This window comes from Psychrobacter sp. GW64-MNA-CIBAN-0177 (assembly GCF_040309585.1).
Classification (GTDB): Bacteria; Pseudomonadota; Gammaproteobacteria; order Pseudomonadales; family Moraxellaceae; genus Psychrobacter; species Psychrobacter okhotskensis.
In genome coordinates, this window is sequence record NZ_JBEOOY010000003.1 from 85,083 (window position 1) to 103,287 (window position 18,205).

Sequence of the window (18,205 nt, forward strand, 5' to 3'; positions counted from 1 at the left end):
GCACCGAGAGATAGATTGATAAAAAGTTTATAGCTTTTATTTAAAGAGCGAACAATTGTAAGATATAAATAAGTAATAGAATGTACGAAACCTGTAGGATTATTATCCTATTACGACAGCTGGCTGATCCATTTTAGTGCTGATAAGCTTGGTATAAATAAATACTCACCGCCGTACAAGGTATTAAAAGTTTCGATACCATGATAGCGTTTGCGAATAGGATCATCAGGCACAGTAAAAGTATTCGCATCGCTGTTTTTATTACTATGATGCAAACCTATCATTGGATCTTTTTCTTCTCCTAGGCTCATAAAGTTGCCGTCGTTAATCCACTGTGATTGTAAGAATTCGACTGTTTCCATCGCATGAGCATTGATACCAATAAAAAATAAACCGCGCTCTTTGCCATCGTCTTCGGTCACATCAGGCGGTAATACTTCGCCAAAGCCGACGCTACGTCTGACAATTCTATGAATTCGTACATCAGATAAAATAAAGTCCTTACTGTCTCTTGGGTTCATGCGCCGTGCATGGGCACCGAAGGGACATTTTTTACCGTAGGGATCGTCTTTATAGCCGAAATCATTGTTACGGCTTGCATCGTCTCCCAACGCTTCGTCATCATGATCAGGGGACAAGTCGAGGGGCGCACCAGAACGCCAGCGTCCCCACATTTTTGCGCCTAAAAGCTCAGCTTCTTCCTCGCTATCGGTGTTATCTTTGCGGAATTTATTGAAGGCAGCAACATGGCTATTATAAGCACGTAGTACCATAAACGAGCCATTTTTGCCCAAGATCTCTGGCTGCGGCATCGGTGGAATCGTGCCAGCTTCTCCTTCATAACCCAAGACAAACTCACCCGCTGCGATGGCTTCGTTCGTGCTACTCGGCGGCGTTTGGATACCACTGCCTTTAATCTCTGGATTACTGATACCATCACGATAGCCAAAGACATTTTTGACATTGTTGTCAGAACCAAAATCGTGTTCCATGAGGATTTCGATATCACCGTTGGCAGGATGCTCATAGTCGATATGCGTTTGCATGTTTTCTTTTAGTTCAGCAAGTTTTGCTTGCCATTTTTCTTTGCTATCGGCAATGATTGCAGCGCAAACATGGATATCCCCTTTATCACCAAAAGGTGCCATCCAGTTTTCAGGATCATTGCCATCGGTATCGCGCAACTTATCGGCACGATTCGCCATACCTGCTTTAAAGGAATCAGGAAAACTCTCTAAGGAGGATTGCGGCACACCCAATGCTTCTAGCCCCTCATAAGTCATAACGATAGACAGTGTCGCTTGCATGTCTTTATGCCACTCTTTGCTGCCCGTCACATCGGGCAAAACTTGGGCAAGCATTTGTCGTCCAACGGCGGCATTATTGACTTTGACGGCGATAACTGTACCGAAATAAGGGCTAGGGCGCTCACGCAAAATAAGAGATTGAATGTCTTCTAGCTGCATATCGACCAGATTGGGATTGAATACGCCGCGCGCTTTACGGGCAAACATCTCAATATTATCGCCAACGTCTTCTTTAATAGTTTGGAGCCACGAATCGAATTTACTGTCTTCAATACGATTGCCAAACTCATCTTTTAAGTCATGCAACTTATTGGTCAACTCTGTTAGTGGTTTTTTATTATTAATATTACTCATAGGTAAGCCTACTTTTAAAGGATTCTTCTACAATACAAAGTTATTGAAAATTAGACGTTTTTTAAGGTTAAGACTGCGCATCATCCAAAGCTTTATTGATACCTTTGACAATACGGTCTTGACGGCGAATATCTTGAATAGTGAGATGAGGGACACCAACGTACCAAGCCGCCGCTGTAATCTGATGGTCTAAAATAAACTGTTTGACGCTTGGGTCTTTGATACCAGGCCAGCCTTCGACACTACCAAATAAGATGTCCATCAACTCAGGAATTTTGGTCGCAAAATCATCAATGTATGGATCCCAATTTCCATCATAAGCCGTGCAAAATAGCACTCGAGTATCATTATCTAAAAACGCAAAACGCAGATCGTGCAGCGTACCTACTCGCGTAGCGCCTTTGAGGTTGCCACCTGCAATTTTTAAGATTTCTTTTAAACGCTCTGCTCCGCCTTCTTTTAAAGGGGCGATAACGGTAAGCTCAGACACTTTGCCTGACTTAAGACCTTTTTCTCCGGCATTGCTGGTCGAGTGATCGTAGCTATCATCACCGCCTTCTTTTATATTGGCCATTAACAGCTCAGCACGCAGCTTAAAAGCATCTATGGATTCGGTAATTTTAGTTTTTAAATCTTCAGAATTATCGATAATACGTTCTTTATTTTCTGTGGTGTGCATCGTGATTGTCTCCTAATTATTATTTTTAATAGCCCTCTGTTTAATGGCTAATTCCTCAATAGTTAACTAATTCTGATAGTTACCTGAGAAATAAATTCATCATAAATATAGCAAACTTAAAAAATGTTTCAAAGCACAGCAATCTAACTCAACAAAAAAATAAAATTCATTAACGTGAATGCTTATATATTTAGAAAAATAATAAATATGACGTTTCTAGTGAGTCACTGTCATTTTCTTTGTTCAGTGAGTAAGGGTTCAATAAATGACAGTTTTTAATAAAATAGCGTTTTTAACTTTTTTATTGAGTCGAATGCGAGCCGTTAAGTTCTATTGTGCGCTAGGATTTTTTAGCGTAGGCAGGTACAATATGACTATCAACCATACCTTGATTAAGGATAAGACAGGCATGCAAGTAATTGCGGCGCTGTCTTTATTTTTTTATCGCACCCTCTATTGGAGTTCCTATGTCTATTGCGTCTACTGCCCAAGCGTCCGCCACCGTATTGGATGGCAAAGCACTTGCCAAACAAATAGAACAGCAACTGCGCACGCGCGTGGATGCTATCAAGGATAAAACTGGACGTACACCAAGCTTAGCGACGATATTGGTCGGTGATGATCCCGCCTCAGCGACTTATGTGCGTATGAAGGGCAATGCCTGTAAGCGTGTTGGTATGGACTCTATACGTGTTGAGATGCCAAGTGTAACGACGACAGAGCAGCTATTGGCAAAGATAGATGAGCTTAATAACAATCCTGACGTTCATGGTATTTTGCTGCAGCATCCGGTCCCTGAGCACATCGATGAGCGTGCTTGTTTTGAGCAGATTGACTTAGCAAAAGATGTCGATGGCGTGACTTGTATCGGCTTTGGTCGTATGGCCATGCAGCAGTCGGCCTATGGCTCATGTACACCGCAAGGCATCATGCATTTATTAGAGCATCACGGTATTGAGCTGGCAGGTAAAGAAGCGGTCGTCGTCGGGCGTAGTGCTATTTTGGGTAAACCAATGGCGATGATGCTATTGAATGCAAACTGTACGGTGACTATTTGTCATTCAAGAACACAGGATTTAGCCGCTCATATTCAGCGCGCTGATATCGTGGTTGGAGCAGTGGGCGTGCCTGAATTGATTCAAGCTGCGTGGATTAAAGCGGGTGCGGTGGTCATCGATGCAGGTTTCCATCCAACGGATAATGGCGGCGTCGGCGATATCGAAATGCAGAGTGTGGAAAGCATCGCCAGTGCTTATACGCCTGTACCAGGTGGCGTGGGCCCAATGACGATTAATACCCTTATTCGCCAAACTGTTGATGCCGCTGAAAAAGCCGCCGGTTTAGATATCAGTTAATAAGTTAATCATAAGAGCACGGATTGCCGATAGATAAGAAGCCTGAGCCTATACAGACTCAGACTACATCAACCCCTTTACCGTTGATAGGATCTAACATGGCTAAAAAGAACGTGGGTATTCATGAGCGATTGCAAAATATTGGTAGAGAGTTCGTCGATATCTCTCATTACATAATCTTATTTTTAATCAGTGTGGTCGTGGTTTGGGCTGCGGGCAAAGAGTTTATTGGCATTATCCAAAAAGGCTCAGCGGACTTAAAAGATATCTTGATGTTGTTTATTTATCTTGAACTGTTGGCCATGATTGGTATTTATTTTAAGACCCATCGTCTGCCGGTACAGTTTTTGATATTTATCGCCATTACGGCTTTGTCACGACATTTGGTAGTCGATGTGCAGGCCGTATCAGACTACTTCCATCTGTGGCTACTGGCGACGATTTCTGTGGCTATTATGGTACTGAGCGCCTCTATTGTGGTGCTAACGTGGACGGCAAAAACGTTTGGTCGTCCAGAAGACAATCTCGATCGGAAGTATGCCAACTTGGCTATCAAGGCGCTTCTTCCTGATAATGCTCAAGCGCCCGATAGTCATACCAAGCACCGCCGTGAATAATGTCCATTACACCTAATTGACGTAGAATGAGCATAAAAAAAGGGTTGCCAATGGCAGCCCTTTTTTATACTTTTTATTTTATATTACAACCATTTTAATCTCTTAAAGTTGTAATACAAGTAACTACATAGAGTGATGATTACTGCCATAATGACAAAGTAAGAATACTTCCAATGCAGCTCAGGCATAAAGTCGAAGTTCATTCCGTAGATACCAGCGATGGCTGTCGGTACTGCCAAGATACCAGCCCACGCTGCAAGCTTACGCACGACTTCGTTCTGTCCCATATTGACCATTGCCATATAGGTATTCATCACGACGCTGAGCATTTCATTGAGACCATTGATGGCATCTAAAGAGTGCAATAGATGGTCATTGACGTCGCGAAAGTAAGGCTTGGCTGCTTGCGAGAACCCTGAGATTAACTCGCTCTTTTTGTGATTGATAAAGAAGCTACAGATGTCTTGCACTGGTAAAATAATGGCACGCATGTGTACCAGCTGCGATTTGAGCTCATAGAGGTTTTTTAGGGTGCTTTTATCGAACTCGTAGGTAAATACATAGCGTTCCTGCTCACGCAAGTAGCGACCCAAACGATCGGTAATCGGCATATAGTTATCCACGATAAAATCGAGAATAGCATGCAGGACAAATATCGGTCCCATACGCAGCTTTTCAGGACGACGATGGCAATGTTCACGCACAGGAGCGTAAGAGTTGGATGGGCCATTACGAATGGTAATCAGGTAGTTTTTGCCCATAAATATCGCTGTCGTACCGTAGCGAATGACATTGTCTTCAAGTTTCGCCGTACGCAGCACCACAAACACCATATCGTTGTCGTAGTTTTCGACTTTGGCGCGCTGATGATCGGCAAAAGCATCTTCAATCGCCAGCTCATGTAAACCAAAAGCGTCTTGAACTTTGACCATGGTTTCTAAGCTAGGATCATACAGACCGAGCCAGACAAATTGACCATTGTTGCTCAAACAGCGATTGACGTCATTTAAGGCTATTTGATCGAGTTTTTCGCCAGTTTTACGCGAGTAGGAGTAACAGCTGACCACTTCATCTGTGCTGCTATATTCGATATCTTCATAACGCTCAGAGTCTGGATCATAGACCGTCATGGTTTCAATCGTATCTTCGGCAGTGGCGTCAGTATCGCCGTAGATATAGCTGTCATAATTGTCTAAATAAAGATGCTCGTCGTGCATATCGGCATAAATACGACTGACGTTAGACTCAGGTGTAATACGCGCCGTTTTTTTGATCAATTGGTCATCATCATTGTCCATACACCCTCCTTTAATAAAATAAAAGCCCGCGCCAAGCAAACCTTTTTATCCGTTTAACCGTTGTCATTATTAACGGCTACCATTTATTAACGGCCGTCATTTATTAAAAACTAACCATTATTAAACAGTAGTCATTGTTAAGTACTAACCACTAACCATTAATCGTATCCGTTAAAGCGCATAGCTTTTTAGGGTGTCGATATCGACTAAGCTCAATAAGCTTTCGTGACACGCTTCGAGTTTTATTGGTGGTGCAATATCGAAGTCTAGCGCTTCGACCCAGCGTAAGGCGCAGATACACCAGTAATCACCAGGCTGTAGACCTGCAAAGTTATACTCAGGTAGCGGGGTAATGAGATCGTTGCCACGACTGGCGGAAAAGTTTAAAAACTCACTGGTCATCTTGGCGCAAACGGTATGTTGACCGACATCGTGATTGCCAGTATGACAAAAGCCATTGCGATAAAAACCGGTGATAGGATCAAAGCAACAACTGGCAAGAGCAGTGCCTAAAACGTTGCTTTGGTTGATGGCTGGGTTTGGATGATAATCAGATGACATAAGGCTTCCGAGATAAAAATATAGGATAGTGTACCATGAGTCTGGGTCGAAGGCGTGGTTCTCGCCATGCTCATGACTGTCTTTATTATACAGGGATAATGTTAACATTCTTAGGCGCACAGCGATGTATCTAAGGTGAATATAATCGTTGTCTTTGTAGCAGCGATGTCCCGAAATTAGATGGTGATTGTGGCGAATTGTCACTAGGCGAACCTTAACTGCTATGCTAAACTAAAGCATAAAGTGCCTTGATTATTTATCGTCGTTTATTAGCGCATAAAGATACTCGTCTTATCTTCCGAACTTATACTTATTACTCACCCTTTTGCGGTTACCTAGTTTGTTTATAAATAATTGGGTCAACGATGTTGCGCGTTAAAAATAAAAACGCCCAGCGTCAATGCAATTGTAAAGATAACCTTTAAGTACCGCATCAGTACCGCGTTTTTGGTAAGCGATACGCCAAACAAGGATTTATTGTGTCTGTCAGTTCTGATTCTGCAAAACCTGTCCAGTCAAATATTGCCAACAAAGCAGCGACTCAGTCCGCTGATCACAACGCCGCACCCAACCGCCTACCATATTTGAGCAATTTCGCCAGCGATGTTGCCAATAGCTGGTTGCTGCCTGATGGGGTGGTCGATGTATTGTTTGAAGATGCTCAAAAACAAGAAGTGCTCAGGCACAAGCTTACACAGCAACTGATTACTCATGGCTATCAGTTGGTCAATCCACCGATGATTGAGTTTACTGAGTCGCTGCTCAGTGATGCCTCAGAAGATCTAAAGCGTCAAACCTTTAAAATCATCGATCAGCTGACCGGTCGCCTAATGGGTGTGCGCGCGGATATTACTCCGCAGATTTTGCGTATTGATGCGCATCACGGCGGCACAGGTATCGCGCGTTACTGCTATGCAGGGGATGTGATTCATACCTTGCCATCAGGGCTTTTTGGTTCGCGCACACCGTTGCAATTAGGTGCTGAGATATTTGGTTGCGCCTCGCTTGCGGCAGATATTGAGCTTATAGATGTGTTGTTTACGATGCTCAATAGTCTCAATATGAGTGCCGCGCTACACATCGATTTGGGTCACGTGGCGATATTCAAGCGTTTGGCTGAATTGGCCGAATTGCCTGAGCATGATACTCAGCAATTGATGAACTTGTATGCCAATAAGAATTTGCCAGAGCTAAAGCGCGTCTGCCAAGCGTTACCGATGGGCGATGACTTTTACGCATTGGCACGTTTTGGTCATGATATGGCGCATTTATTGGCAAAATTGTCAGCGACGGCGCAGCAGGATACACAGATTGCTACTGCTGTTGACGAGTTACAGCGCCTAACTGCCCATCTGCAAGAGCAGTGGCAGTGTCCGGTCAGTATCGATGTGACAGAACTGTCAGGCTATCATTATCATACGGGTATTGTCTTTAACGGCTATATCAATAGTGAGACCCAGCCGCTAGTACGCGGTGGGCGTTTTGATGGTATGCAAAGTTATAGCCAGCAGCCACGTGAAGCGACCGGTTTTAGTATGGATGTCAGTCGTTTGCTTGCCCATACGCAGCTTGATGCGCCAAGTATTGTATTGGTGGATTATGCCGCCTTGCACAATGCTGATAAGACTCAAAAGCAGACGTTGTTACAACAAGTTGAAAGCTTACGTCAGCAAGGCTACCGCGTTACCATACCATTAGATGCGCAAGATAGTCCCGCAGATGTCACGCACCGTTTGGATTTTGCTGATAATCAGTGGCAACTAAAAACCCTTTAGCTGTAGCAGATTTTAAGTAAATAGCCGCCAGTGTAAGAAAAAATCATCATGCTAAGCGCTTTCGAAAAATACGTTAGTACTTAGCAAAACAGATAGTAAATACCTTAAAACTGTCTTAGGTTATAAGCAGTTTTAACATCATTTTAGTTTTTTAACCGTTATTGCACACACCTCAATACATAAAGGTAAGGATTGATCATGGGTAAGAATGTCGTAGTTTTGGGTAGCCAATGGGGCGATGAAGGTAAGGGTAAAATCGTCGATTTACTCACCGAAAAAGCCTCAGCAGTTGCTCGCTTTCAAGGCGGTCACAATGCAGGTCACACGCTAGTTGTCGATGGCAGAACCACGGTCTTGCATTTGATCCCATCAGGTATCTTACGTGAAGGCGTGACGTGCTTCATCGGTAATGGCGTGGTGTTAGCACCAGACGCATTGCTCAAAGAGATGAAAGAGTTAGAAGACAACAACGTGCCGGTACGTGAGCGTCTGCGCATCTCACCAAACTGCCCATTGATTATGCCATATCACGTCGCACTTGATCAGGCGCGTGAAGCCAAGCGTGGTACTGGCAAAATCGGTACAACAGGTCGTGGTATCGGTCCTGCCTATGAAGACAAAGTGGCACGCCGTGCGATCAAGCTTGCTGATTTATTCCGTGATGATTTAGAAGAAAAACTACGTAACTTAATCGAATATCATAACTTCCAACTGACCCAGTATTATAAAGTTGACGCGATTGATTTTGATGAAACATTTAAGCTTTGCCAAGAGTGGAAAGCAGAAATCAAAGGCATGGTTACTGATGTAACTGAAGACCTCAATCAATTGCGACTGGCTGGCAAGAACCTGATGTTCGAAGGCGCACAAGGTACATTGCTTGATATCGATCATGGTACTTATCCGTTTGTGACCAGCTCAAGCGTCACCGCGGGCGGCGTATCGACTGGTACGGGTATTGGTCCATTGTACTTAGACTACGTATTGGGTATCACCAAAGCTTATACCACCCGTGTTGGTAGTGGTCCGTTCCCAACTGAATTGTTCGATGATGTTGGCGCGCATTTAGCTCGAGTTGGTCATGAATTTGGTGCGACGACAGGTCGTGCACGTCGCTGTGGTTGGTTCGATGCCGAAGCCTTGCGCCGTGCAGTGGTATTGAACTCACTATCAGGTATTTGCTTGACCAAGCTTGATGTCCTAGACGGACTTGAAGAGCTGCTCATTGGGGTAGGCTATGACGTGCCAGATACGGAGTTTGCTGGCGCGCATGATGCTGAATTCTATGAGTCAGTGACGCCAAAATATGAAACGCTACAAGGGTGGAGTGAGTCAACGGTTGGTATCACCAATTATGACGACTTGCCAGAAAACGCCAAAATATATATCAAACGTATCGAAGCACTAATTGGTTGCCCAGTTGATATTATCTCAACCGGTCCTGACCGCGAAGAGACCATCGTATTGCGTGACCCATATGATGCGTAAGTAGTGTTAAAAAACTACTATTAATAGGTAGATTGAGCGATAAAACCCCAGTGCTGAGCATTGGGGTTTTTTTTGCATGAAAAAATAGACTTGCTAACATTATTTTGGTTTAATTCGGTGTATTATGTCATCAGTGGCTTTAATTTTATCAATACACGAAAAGGAAAACGTGATGAAAACGAATATTCTTAAGCATTCCGTTCGCAAGACGTCTTTAGCGCTGTTAACTTCTGCAGCTTTTATGATACCTATGCTTTCTTGGGGCGCTGAAAATTGTGATAATCCTAATAATGACTTTGATGGTTTGTACTGTTTAACAAAGGTATATTTGCAAGCCGATAAAGAGCTGAATAACTCTTATAATAAGTTGAGCAAACAGCTCAATAAAAAGCAAAAATCCACGCTAAAACGTGGACAACTGGCTTGGATACGTGAGCGTGATGATCGTTGTAGCTATCATGATGATGAAAATGGATTTTTTGTTAATATGGGCTGTGCCACTCGCACGACGACCAGTCGCGTTAACTTCTTAAATGAGCGGGTGCGTGAATGTAATGCGGGCAGTTGTCGAGACAGCCGCCTAGGCGAGTAGTTGTTTTTAGCCTTGCTTGAAAGCAGTGATCTGCATAGCTTCGTATTAACGAAAACCCTTAGCCTTATATGTTGAGGGTTTTTCGCTAATAGTGTTTGTATAGCGTTTTTGCTTAGCCAGTCCCATGCTCATAAAGGACAAAGATGGTCAGTGATTGGATAAGTAGGGTAAGTACCTGCTATTGACGGATACTTACTTTGTCTTAAGATATGCCGCCTTTATAAATTTACTTTTATGCAAGGTGCGGTCATAAATTAACCCTATCATTTATAGGCTTAATCATTATAATAGGCAGCAATCCGATGTTGGCGCTCATGTTTTCGTATTGATAAGCAATGAGTGGTTTAAACTAACCTATGTCAACATTGTGGTCAGAGATAAAATAACCCTTTTACTATTTCATTTCTTATTGAATTTATCATTTTATTTTTCATTTATTAGGAGCTTTTCATGGCTAACGAACGTACTTTATCTATCATCAAACCTGACGCAGTTGCTGGCAACCACATCGGCGCTATCTATAGCCGCTTCGAACAAGCTGGTCTAAAAATTGTTGCAGCAAAAATGATGCAACTTGATGATGAAAAAGCAGGTGGTTTTTACGCTGAGCACGCTGAGCGTCCATTCTACAATGACCTAAAATCTTTCATGATGTCAGGTCCAGTATTGGTATCAGTGTTAGAAGGCGAAAACGCGATCGCTAAGCATCGCGACATCATGGGCGCTACTAATCCAAAAGACGCTGCTGAAGGTACTATCCGTGCTGATTTCGCTAGTAGCATCGATGAAAACGCCGTTCATGGTTCAGATTCAGCTGAATCAGCAGCACGTGAAATCAGCTACTTCTTCAATGATGATGAAGTTTGTGCACGTACGCGTTAATATAGTAAACTAAATATAGGCTGTTACTGTGTCAGACTCGCTTAATGTACCGGCTTTGATGAGCTAGCTACGATTTGCGCTCGTCTGCCTTGTACCAGCTCTATATTTAATTCACTATTCAGCTATTATTAACAAAATTAATTGTTAATAACTGGTGTGAGAATACGGCTTATATCTTATGGGTATAAGCCGTTTTAGCTATTATAATAATCTGTATTATTCATTGAAATCCTTAATGACTTGCCTCATTATTGACTTTATGTAGCGTTATCAATCCCTTATCAGCATTCTTTTATCAAATTGCTGGCATTTATCAAAGTTCGGTATTCATAAATGCTCAGTGCTCACACCAGCATCGATAAAAAATACGCTCATAACGGATTGCTCATGCATTGCTCGTGGCAACATTCATACAAATAATTGCAGTGCTTATCTAAGCTTATGCAAAAAGGTTACCTATTATGTCAACTGTTCAAACACCCATCCAGCACGTACCTACTAAGCCTATGAGTAGTATTAAGCTAGTAGATGAAGCGCAGGCCAAGACCAATCTATTGGGGATGACACAAGCGCAATTGGCCGATTACTTTAAGAGTATTGGCGAAAAGCCGTTTCGAGCGACGCAAGTGGTTAAATGGATATATCAGCACGGCGTCACAGATTTTGAGCAGATGACCAATCTGAGTAAGTCACTGCGCGATAAACTGTCAGCCAATGCTTGCGTCGTTCCGCCAAAAGTGATTCATCGTCAATATAGTGATGATGGTACGCGCAAATGGGTGTTTGAAGTCACTGGCGGCTCTTTGGTTGAGACGGTACTGATTCCAGCAGATGACAGCAAAGTAAACGGCCGTAAGACTTTGTGCGTGTCTTCACAAGTTGGCTGTGCGTTAGATTGTAGTTTCTGTAGTACTGGCAAACAGGGCTTTGAGCGCGATTTGACGGCAGCTGAAATCATCGGACAGCTTTGGGTAGCTAATGCTTCTTATATGACTGATGAAAATGACAGTTTAGACAACGTTGATCATAGCTTGTGGGAAAATAACGTGACCAACGTGGTGATGATGGGCATGGGCGAGCCATTACTAAACTATAAGCCAGTGGTTGGCTCGATGGAGCTGATGCTGAGTGATCACGCCTACGGTTTGTCAAAGCGTCGGGTGACATTATCAACCTCAGGGGTCGTGCCAAAAATGTATCAGTTGGCACAAGATATCGATGTGGCACTGGCGATTTCACTGCACGCACCCAATGATGAGCTGCGTAATGAGCTAGTGCCGATTAATAAGAAATACCCGCTAGAAGAGTTGATGGCAGCCGCTCGCAATTATGTTTATGACGTGAATCCGCGCCATAAAAAGCATGTGACCATTGAATATGTGATGCTTGATGGTGTCAATGATAGCAACGAGCACGCTCATCAATTGGTTGCTTTACTAGGTGATTTGCCAAGCAAAATTAATCTGATACCATTTAATCCGTTTCCACATGCCAATTACGACAAATCAAGCAACAATCGTATTCATGCCTTTAGTGATATTTTGAGCCAAGCGGGATTTGTCTGTACGATTCGCCAAACCCGTGGTGATGATATTGATGCGGCCTGCGGTCAATTAGTCGGACAAGTGGCTGATAGAACACGTCGCTCAGCGGCGTGGCAGCAAAGTATCAAAGACCGTGAAAACGTTTAGGGTGATGCCGTTTGTAATATTAATGGTTTAAAGTAGCATGGATAGGGGCGGTATCAACCGTTTAGACTGGTGTCAATAATTAAAGACGATATGGATAAAAGTGATGAACAATCTATCAATTTCTACTCATTAGCTGTCTTTTATCCATCACAACGGTAATAAAATTGTAGTCACAACGGCTAATAATCATGAAGACCACAATTAATAGTAACTAAATTGTACTTATGGGGGCTAAATCTATTAAACTGATGCTTCTTTGATCCTCTGTACTGAACCACAGTTTTATGATGGCGGCTATGATGACTTCTAAAGATTCTTGTCAGTTCAAATATCAAAAACCCTTTCTTTCGGCATTCAAGCCGTTGATATCAGCGCTTGAGTCACTGACTACGCCAAAGCGTATGCTGCTGGCAAGTGCATTGGCAGGCTTGCTAGTGAGCGGCTGTCAAAGCACGACGACCAATGATCTAACGGGTAGCACCCCTTATCAAACGTCCACGCGACCGAGTGACAATCGCAACTTGGATCAACAAGAAATCGCTCGTGTGCGCACCTCGCTTGCTGCGCAATATATCCGCAAAAACGAGCTTGATACCGCGCAGCGTCAGTTAGAAAAAGCCTTTGCTGCTGATAGCCGTTACGCGCCAGCCTATGATATGATGGGCGTTTTGTTGCAGCAAGAAGGCAGCCGCATCAATCTTGAAAAAGCCGACCAGTATTTTAAAAAAGCCATCGCGCTTGATAAAGATTTTGAGCAAGCGCACAATAATTACGGCGTTTATTTGTCGCAAATGAAGCGTTACCAAGAAGCGGCGGCGCAGTTTGAAATCGCCGGTGCAGCATTGGGTTACGAAGGCCGTATTGGCGCGCTAGAAAACTTGGGTCGCACCTATCTGCAACTCAATGATCATCCAGCAGCAGCCAAAGCATTCTTGCGGGCATTAGATGGCAATCGCAATAGTATTATCGCCCATATTGAATTGGTAGACTTATTGCTTGAGCAGCAGCGTGTGCAGCAAGCGCAGCGGCTCTATGACGAGACTTTGATGCTGGTACAAGGGCAGGGTATTAGCCCACGCTTACTGTTGCAAGGCATCAAAATTGCCGCTGTACAAAACAACAAGACAACGCGCCAACAATTGGCACAGCAGCTTTTATCGGCTTACCCGTTAAGCGATGAGGCAAAACAACTTAAGACTTGGCTTAATAATCCAGAGGCACCATGGAAATGATCACCCCATCATCAAACACTCAATCTAACCCGCAGGGATCATTTGGTGCCGTATTGCAGCAAGCCCGAAAAAATAAACAAATCAGCTTAGAAGAGGTGGCAGCTGAGCTATTTATTTTAAAGCGTCATTTGCAAGCGCTAGAGAGTGAAAACTTCTCTGAGCTACCGCAAGCGGCTTTTGCTCGTGGTTTTGCGATTAATTATGCCAAATTTTTGGGCTTAGATCCGGTAAAAATAGCGAGCAGTTTCGATGCCGCTTATCCCAAAGAGCTAAAAGCCCAGTCGGCAAGCAATATAGACACGCCTTTGCGCCCAATGGGTACATTGCAGCGTGATACGCACAACCGTATTCGCTTTAACCCCCTATTAATCATAGGCGTTATCGCGCTAATCATCTTAGCGATATTTTTATTTCGTATGGTGAGCAATGCGAGCAAAGAGAATAACCAAGAGCCAGCGGCAGCTGTCGAGGATATCTCAGCCATAGAGCAAGCACAAGGTGCTGCAGTCAACACCGATGCCAATGGGGTCGGCGCGTCTGGCTCTGCACTCAATTTGGGCGGTGATGCCAATACCAGTGTGGCGGCTTTGGATATCAAGATTACGGATAATGCCGTTATTAGTATTACTGACGCTTCTGGTAGCAACTTGATGAATGGCGCGCAGACAGCTGGTGACTACCAATTGTCAGGCATGCCACCATTTAATGTGCAGATTGATAATGTCGATAACGTCAGCTTAATGCTCAATCAAGAAGCCGTCGCCTTAGATACCTATGCTACGGATAAGCAGGCCAGTTTTGAGTTGGCTCCTTAGTCTTTCTGCCTTTTTACCTCTTCGCCTATTGTTTTTTCAGTTCTGATTAAAGGATTTATGTATGTCAATGCCATCGCCTATTAACCGTCGTCTGACCAAAAAAATCTATGTTGGTGATGTTGCGATTGGTGGCGATGCACCGATTAGTGTGCAAAGCATGACCAACACCGACACCTGTGATGTGGCAGCGACCGTGGCGCAAATTGAGCGCTGCGTCGAAGCGGGCGCGGATCTGATGCGCGTATCGACACCCACGATGGATACGGTCAAAGCCTTTGGTGAGATTCGCAAGCTGGTCAGCGTCCCATTGATCGCCGATGTACATTTTGATCATAAGATTGCGCTAGCGGTTGCCGAAGCGGGTGCGGATTGTCTACGTATTAACCCGGGTAATATCGGTAGCGACGCCAAAGTACGTGAAGTCGTCGCTTGTGCCAAGCATTACAATATTCCGATTCGTATTGGCGTCAATGCAGGCTCCCTAGAAAAAGACATTCAGCGTAAGTATACCGAGCCAACTGGCGAGGCAATGCTGGAGTCAGCGATGCGTCATATCGATATTTTGGAGCGTCTGAACTTTGATCAATACAAAGTCTCGGTTAAAGCCAGCAATGTGTTTTTGACCTTGGATGCCTATCGTCTTATCTCTGCTCAAATTGACAATCCACTGCATTTAGGCGTGACCGAAGCGGGTGTCTATCGCACAGGCGCGGTCAAGTCAGCCATTGCTCTTGGTGGCTTATTGCTAGATGGTATTGGTGATACTATTCGTATCTCCTTGGCAGCAGAGCCAGAAGAAGAGATTAAAATTGGTTTCGATATTTTAAAATCGCTTAATATTCGATCTAACGGCGTGAACTTTATTGCTTGTCCAAGCTGCTCGCGTCAAGAGTTTGATGTGATTAGAGTGATGACTGCGCTTGAGTCGCGTTTAGAAGACATCCGTGAGCCGATGAACCTGTCCGTGATTGGCTGTAAGGTAAATGGTCCGGGTGAAGCGAAAGAAGCGGATATTGGTATTGTCGGTGCTGCACCAAAATCGTTGGTGTACCGTATGGGTGAGAAAAGCCATCTGATTGATACCGAAAATTTGGTCGATGAGATAGAAGGTATGGTTCGCGCGCACGCAGAAGAATTGGCCAAAAAACGTGAGAATGAAATTATTCGAGTAAAATAAGCTGGGATAATTCAGATTCCAGTAGCGTTCTTTAAAGCATGACAACAATAATAGAATACTTGTTAAAATTTTTAAGGATACAACCGTACCATGATTAAAGCTATTAAAGGGTTTAATGATATTTTGCCTGACCAATCCGCAAAATGGCTGCACTTAGAGTCGATATTGGCTGATGTATTGGGTAGATACGGTTATGAACACATTCGCCTGCCTATCGTAGAACAAACCGACTTATTTGCCCGTGCTATCGGCGGGGCAACCGACATCGTCGAAAAAGAGATGTATAGCTTTACCGATAAGTCCGAGCCACCAACGCCCTTAGCATTGCGTCCTGAAGGTACAGCTGGGGCGGTACGTGCAGTGATTGAGCACAATTTGCTGCGTGGTGATACGCCTAAGCTTTGGTATATCGGCCCGATGTTCCGCTATGAGCGTCCACAAAAAGGTCGCTACCGCCAGTTTCATCAATTGGGTGTCGAGAGCTTTGGCAGTGCGCTAGCGGATGCCGACGCTGAATTAATTGCTATGACGCATCTGATGTGGCAAGAGCTGGGTCTAAAAGATGAGATGCATTTGCAGTTAAATAGCTTGGGCGAGCTGGATGAGCGCCATGCTTATCGTGAGGCGCTGGTTACTTATTTAACGGACAAACAAGAGCAGCTAGACGATGATAGCAAACGCCGCTTGACGACCAATCCGCTGCGTATTTTAGACAGTAAAGAGGCGAGTACCCAAGCAGTATTGGCAGATGCACCAAAGCTGGCTGACTTCTTAGGAGCAGAGAGCGTCGCACATTTTGAACAAGTGCAAGCGTATTTGACCGACCTTGGCATCAGTTTTGAGATTAACCCGCATCTAGTACGCGGTCTTGATTACTATAACAAAACCGTCTTTGAGTGGGTCACTGACAAGCTTGGTAGCCAAGCGACCGTTTGTGCCGGTGGGCGCTACGATGGTTTAATTGGACAGCTAAAATCAATCGGTAGCGATAGTAGCAAGCCGATGAAGTCTGAGCCTGCGGTTGGTTTTGCCATGGGACTTGAGCGTTTATTGTTACTCATGGAAGCTGTCGCTCCGATTGCTGATGTGCCAGCTTGCGATGTCTTTGTCGTGGCTCATCCCGATGTTTATGGTGCGGGTATTGGCTATGCACAACGTTTGCGTTATAGCCGTCCAGATGTGCGGGTAAAAATGGCAAGTGCGACGAGTCTAAAGGCGCAAATGAAAAAAGCGGACAAATCGGGCGCTGCGTTGACGGTTATTATTGCGCAGCAAGAGCTGGATGATCAGACTATTAGCATCAAAGACATGCAGACAGGTGAGCAACAGACGGTCGCGCAGGATTGGCTATCGAGTAAAGAGCACTTTTCTCGTCACTGAACCGCTTTAGCATCAGCAACTTAATAACAATTTTATCAGGTAACTACCTATGGCTCTGACACCCAATTCGCCGAATGCAGACAACTCAATGCAAGCGTTAAAGCAATACGGCAGCTATATTGTCACTGCGATTTTGTTGGCACTGGCCGCTTATTTTGGCTGGACATATTGGCAGGACAATCATGCCCGTGTGGATACGGTTGCTGCCGATCACTATGCGGACATCCAGCGATTGAATGAAGAAGTCAGTCTGGCGTCACAAAATCCAGATTTAGAAGCAGAGGCAAAAGCAGCACTATCAGACAGCCGTACGCAGCTTAATAAAGACATTGATGACTTGGTCAGCACGCATGGTGACTCCGTCTATGCGTGGCAAGCGCTGATGATTAAAGCGCGTCAACAGGTTGATGGTGATGACTTTACAGGCGCAAGTGAGACGCTAAAAAAAGCGCTGGCAATCGATTTGGGTGATGCGGGTCTGACTGCGATTACTCGTCTGCGTTATGCTAAGACGCTATTGGCGGCTGGTGATGCAGATGCAGCCTTAGCCGAAGCCAACAACGATATGCCAAGCTCCTTTGAAGCCAGTCAGCAAGAGCTGCTGGGTGATATTTATCTGGTGCAAGACAATAAAGACTCAGCGATTAAGTCTTATAACAATGCTTGGGAATTGTTACGTAGTCGTCAAGAAACGCGTGCGGTATTGGCTTTAAAGATGGAAAGTTTGGGTATCGTGCCTGAGCCTATTGAGCCGCAAGCTGGCCTGCTGCAAGAGCCTGCTACTGCTGAGCAGCCATTAGTCATTGAGGAAAATACCGCTACCGCCGAGCAACCCTCTTAGTTTTAATGATTTATATCGTAACTCAAACCGTTCTACAAACTAAGTAGCGCAGTAAGTCAGCAGAGCAGTATTAACAGTCGGTACCAATGTAGCGGGAATGTACCGGACTTTTTTATTACTGCTCAATTGCCTATTTACTGATGGCTAATTTATTAATGATT

The 18,205-nt window shown here is 44.3% G+C and carries 16 protein-coding genes; 12 read left to right on the forward strand and 4 right to left on the reverse strand.

The genetic code is table 11. The annotated features are described in order from the left end of the window. Positions 1 to 110 precede the first annotated feature (110 nt). Complete coding sequence (locus tag AAEY79_RS03345; protein WP_352287248.1) at positions 111 to 1,661, reverse strand: Dyp-type peroxidase; 1,551 nt, start codon at positions 1,659 to 1,661, stop codon at positions 111 to 113. Between the two features lie 67 nt (positions 1,662 to 1,728). Then, entirely contained in the window at positions 1,729 to 2,340 is a 612-nt protein-coding gene (locus tag AAEY79_RS03350; protein WP_025650595.1) for a hypothetical protein, read from the reverse strand. A 467-nt stretch (positions 2,341 to 2,807) separates the two neighbouring features. On the opposite strand from AAEY79_RS03350, the gene folD reads away from it, so the two are divergent. Together folD and AAEY79_RS03360 are read left to right on the forward strand one after the other, a co-directional pair. Continuing rightward, positions 2,808 to 3,695, forward strand: a complete 888-nt coding sequence (gene folD / locus AAEY79_RS03355) for a bifunctional methylenetetrahydrofolate dehydrogenase/methenyltetrahydrofolate cyclohydrolase FolD (protein WP_352287249.1) — start codon at positions 2,808 to 2,810, stop codon at positions 3,693 to 3,695. Positions 3,696 to 3,793: 98 nt separating this feature from the next. Further along, the gene (locus AAEY79_RS03360; RefSeq protein WP_025650593.1) at positions 3,794 to 4,312 is read left to right on the forward strand and encodes a phosphate-starvation-inducible protein PsiE; all 519 of its coding nucleotides are present in this window, start codon (positions 3,794 to 3,796) and stop codon (positions 4,310 to 4,312) included. A gap of 83 nt (positions 4,313 to 4,395) precedes the next feature. On the opposite strand, the gene corA is transcribed toward AAEY79_RS03360, so the two are convergent. Both corA and AAEY79_RS03370 read right to left on the reverse strand, forming a co-directional pair. Next, the gene (gene corA / locus AAEY79_RS03365) at positions 4,396 to 5,610 is read right to left on the reverse strand and encodes a magnesium/cobalt transporter CorA (protein ID WP_025650591.1); all 1,215 of its coding nucleotides are present in this window, start codon (positions 5,608 to 5,610) and stop codon (positions 4,396 to 4,398) included. A gap of 171 nt (positions 5,611 to 5,781) precedes the next feature. Further along, the gene (locus AAEY79_RS03370; RefSeq protein WP_025650590.1) at positions 5,782 to 6,171 is read right to left on the reverse strand and encodes a DUF2237 family protein; all 390 of its coding nucleotides are present in this window, start codon (positions 6,169 to 6,171) and stop codon (positions 5,782 to 5,784) included. A gap of 479 nt (positions 6,172 to 6,650) precedes the next feature. Here AAEY79_RS03370 and AAEY79_RS03375 point away from each other — a divergent pair, with 479 nt between their 5' ends. From AAEY79_RS03375 to AAEY79_RS03420, 10 genes are all read left to right on the forward strand, one after another. Then, on the forward strand, positions 6,651 to 7,946 hold the full coding sequence (locus AAEY79_RS03375; RefSeq protein WP_201565745.1) for an ATP phosphoribosyltransferase regulatory subunit: 1,296 nt from the start codon (positions 6,651 to 6,653) through the stop codon (positions 7,944 to 7,946). Positions 7,947 to 8,144: 198 nt separating this feature from the next. After that, complete coding sequence (locus AAEY79_RS03380) at positions 8,145 to 9,434, forward strand: adenylosuccinate synthase (RefSeq protein ID WP_201565743.1); 1,290 nt, start codon at positions 8,145 to 8,147, stop codon at positions 9,432 to 9,434. Between the two features lie 172 nt (positions 9,435 to 9,606). Further along, positions 9,607 to 10,026, forward strand: coding sequence for a lysozyme inhibitor LprI family protein (locus tag AAEY79_RS03385; protein ID WP_025650587.1), 420 nt, complete (start codon positions 9,607 to 9,609; stop codon positions 10,024 to 10,026). Positions 10,027 to 10,476: 450 nt separating this feature from the next. Further along, complete coding sequence (gene ndk, locus AAEY79_RS03390; protein WP_025650586.1) at positions 10,477 to 10,908, forward strand: nucleoside-diphosphate kinase; 432 nt, start codon at positions 10,477 to 10,479, stop codon at positions 10,906 to 10,908. 506 nt (positions 10,909 to 11,414) lie between these two features. After that, entirely contained in the window at positions 11,415 to 12,599 is a 1,185-nt protein-coding gene (rlmN, locus tag AAEY79_RS03395) for a 23S rRNA (adenine(2503)-C(2))-methyltransferase RlmN (RefSeq protein ID WP_407074168.1), read from the forward strand. A 296-nt stretch (positions 12,600 to 12,895) separates the two neighbouring features. Beyond that, positions 12,896 to 13,831, forward strand: a complete 936-nt coding sequence (pilW, locus tag AAEY79_RS03400; protein ID WP_227523224.1) for a type IV pilus biogenesis/stability protein PilW — start codon at positions 12,896 to 12,898, stop codon at positions 13,829 to 13,831. Further along, on the forward strand, positions 13,828 to 14,646 hold the full coding sequence (locus AAEY79_RS03405; RefSeq protein ID WP_101211617.1) for a helix-turn-helix domain-containing protein: 819 nt from the start codon (positions 13,828 to 13,830) through the stop codon (positions 14,644 to 14,646). The genes pilW and AAEY79_RS03405 overlap by 4 nt, the downstream gene beginning before the upstream one ends. Before the next feature lie 61 nt (positions 14,647 to 14,707). Then, positions 14,708 to 15,823 (forward strand): flavodoxin-dependent (E)-4-hydroxy-3-methylbut-2-enyl-diphosphate synthase, encoded by a 1,116-nt coding sequence (ispG, locus tag AAEY79_RS03410; protein ID WP_025650582.1) that lies wholly within the window; start codon positions 14,708 to 14,710, stop codon positions 15,821 to 15,823. Positions 15,824 to 15,913: 90 nt separating this feature from the next. Next, on the forward strand, positions 15,914 to 17,203 hold the full coding sequence (gene hisS / locus AAEY79_RS03415) for a histidine--tRNA ligase (protein WP_025650581.1): 1,290 nt from the start codon (positions 15,914 to 15,916) through the stop codon (positions 17,201 to 17,203). Between the two features lie 49 nt (positions 17,204 to 17,252). Then, positions 17,253 to 18,044 (forward strand): tetratricopeptide repeat protein, encoded by a 792-nt coding sequence (locus AAEY79_RS03420; RefSeq protein ID WP_101211618.1) that lies wholly within the window; start codon positions 17,253 to 17,255, stop codon positions 18,042 to 18,044. Positions 18,045 to 18,205: the final 161 nt, after the last annotated feature.

Bases quoted from the DNA above. Each gene is read 5' to 3' on its own strand.
- AAEY79_RS03345 (WP_352287248.1), bottom strand. From the start codon at position 1,661: ATGAGTAATATTAATAATAAAAAACCACTAACAGAGTTGACCAATAAG.
- AAEY79_RS03350 (WP_025650595.1), bottom strand. From the start codon at position 2,340: ATGCACACCACAGAAAATAAAGAACGTATTATCGATAATTCTGAAGAT.
- folD (WP_352287249.1), top strand. From the start codon at position 2,808: ATGTCTATTGCGTCTACTGCCCAAGCGTCCGCCACCGTATTGGATGGC.
- AAEY79_RS03360 (WP_025650593.1), top strand. From the start codon at position 3,794: ATGGCTAAAAAGAACGTGGGTATTCATGAGCGATTGCAAAATATTGGT.
- corA (WP_025650591.1), bottom strand. From the start codon at position 5,610: ATGGACAATGATGATGACCAATTGATCAAAAAAACGGCGCGTATTACA.
- AAEY79_RS03370 (WP_025650590.1), bottom strand. From the start codon at position 6,171: ATGTCATCTGATTATCATCCAAACCCAGCCATCAACCAAAGCAACGTT.
- AAEY79_RS03380 (WP_201565743.1), top strand. From the start codon at position 8,145: ATGGGTAAGAATGTCGTAGTTTTGGGTAGCCAATGGGGCGATGAAGGT.
- AAEY79_RS03385 (WP_025650587.1), top strand. From the start codon at position 9,607: ATGAAAACGAATATTCTTAAGCATTCCGTTCGCAAGACGTCTTTAGCG.
- ndk (WP_025650586.1), top strand. From the start codon at position 10,477: ATGGCTAACGAACGTACTTTATCTATCATCAAACCTGACGCAGTTGCT.
- rlmN (WP_407074168.1), top strand. From the start codon at position 11,415: ATGAGTAGTATTAAGCTAGTAGATGAAGCGCAGGCCAAGACCAATCTA.
- pilW (WP_227523224.1), top strand. From the start codon at position 12,896: ATGATGACTTCTAAAGATTCTTGTCAGTTCAAATATCAAAAACCCTTT.
- AAEY79_RS03405 (WP_101211617.1), top strand. From the start codon at position 13,828: ATGATCACCCCATCATCAAACACTCAATCTAACCCGCAGGGATCATTT.
- ispG (WP_025650582.1), top strand. From the start codon at position 14,708: ATGTCAATGCCATCGCCTATTAACCGTCGTCTGACCAAAAAAATCTAT.
- hisS (WP_025650581.1), top strand. From the start codon at position 15,914: ATGATTAAAGCTATTAAAGGGTTTAATGATATTTTGCCTGACCAATCC.
- AAEY79_RS03420 (WP_101211618.1), top strand. From the start codon at position 17,253: ATGGCTCTGACACCCAATTCGCCGAATGCAGACAACTCAATGCAAGCG.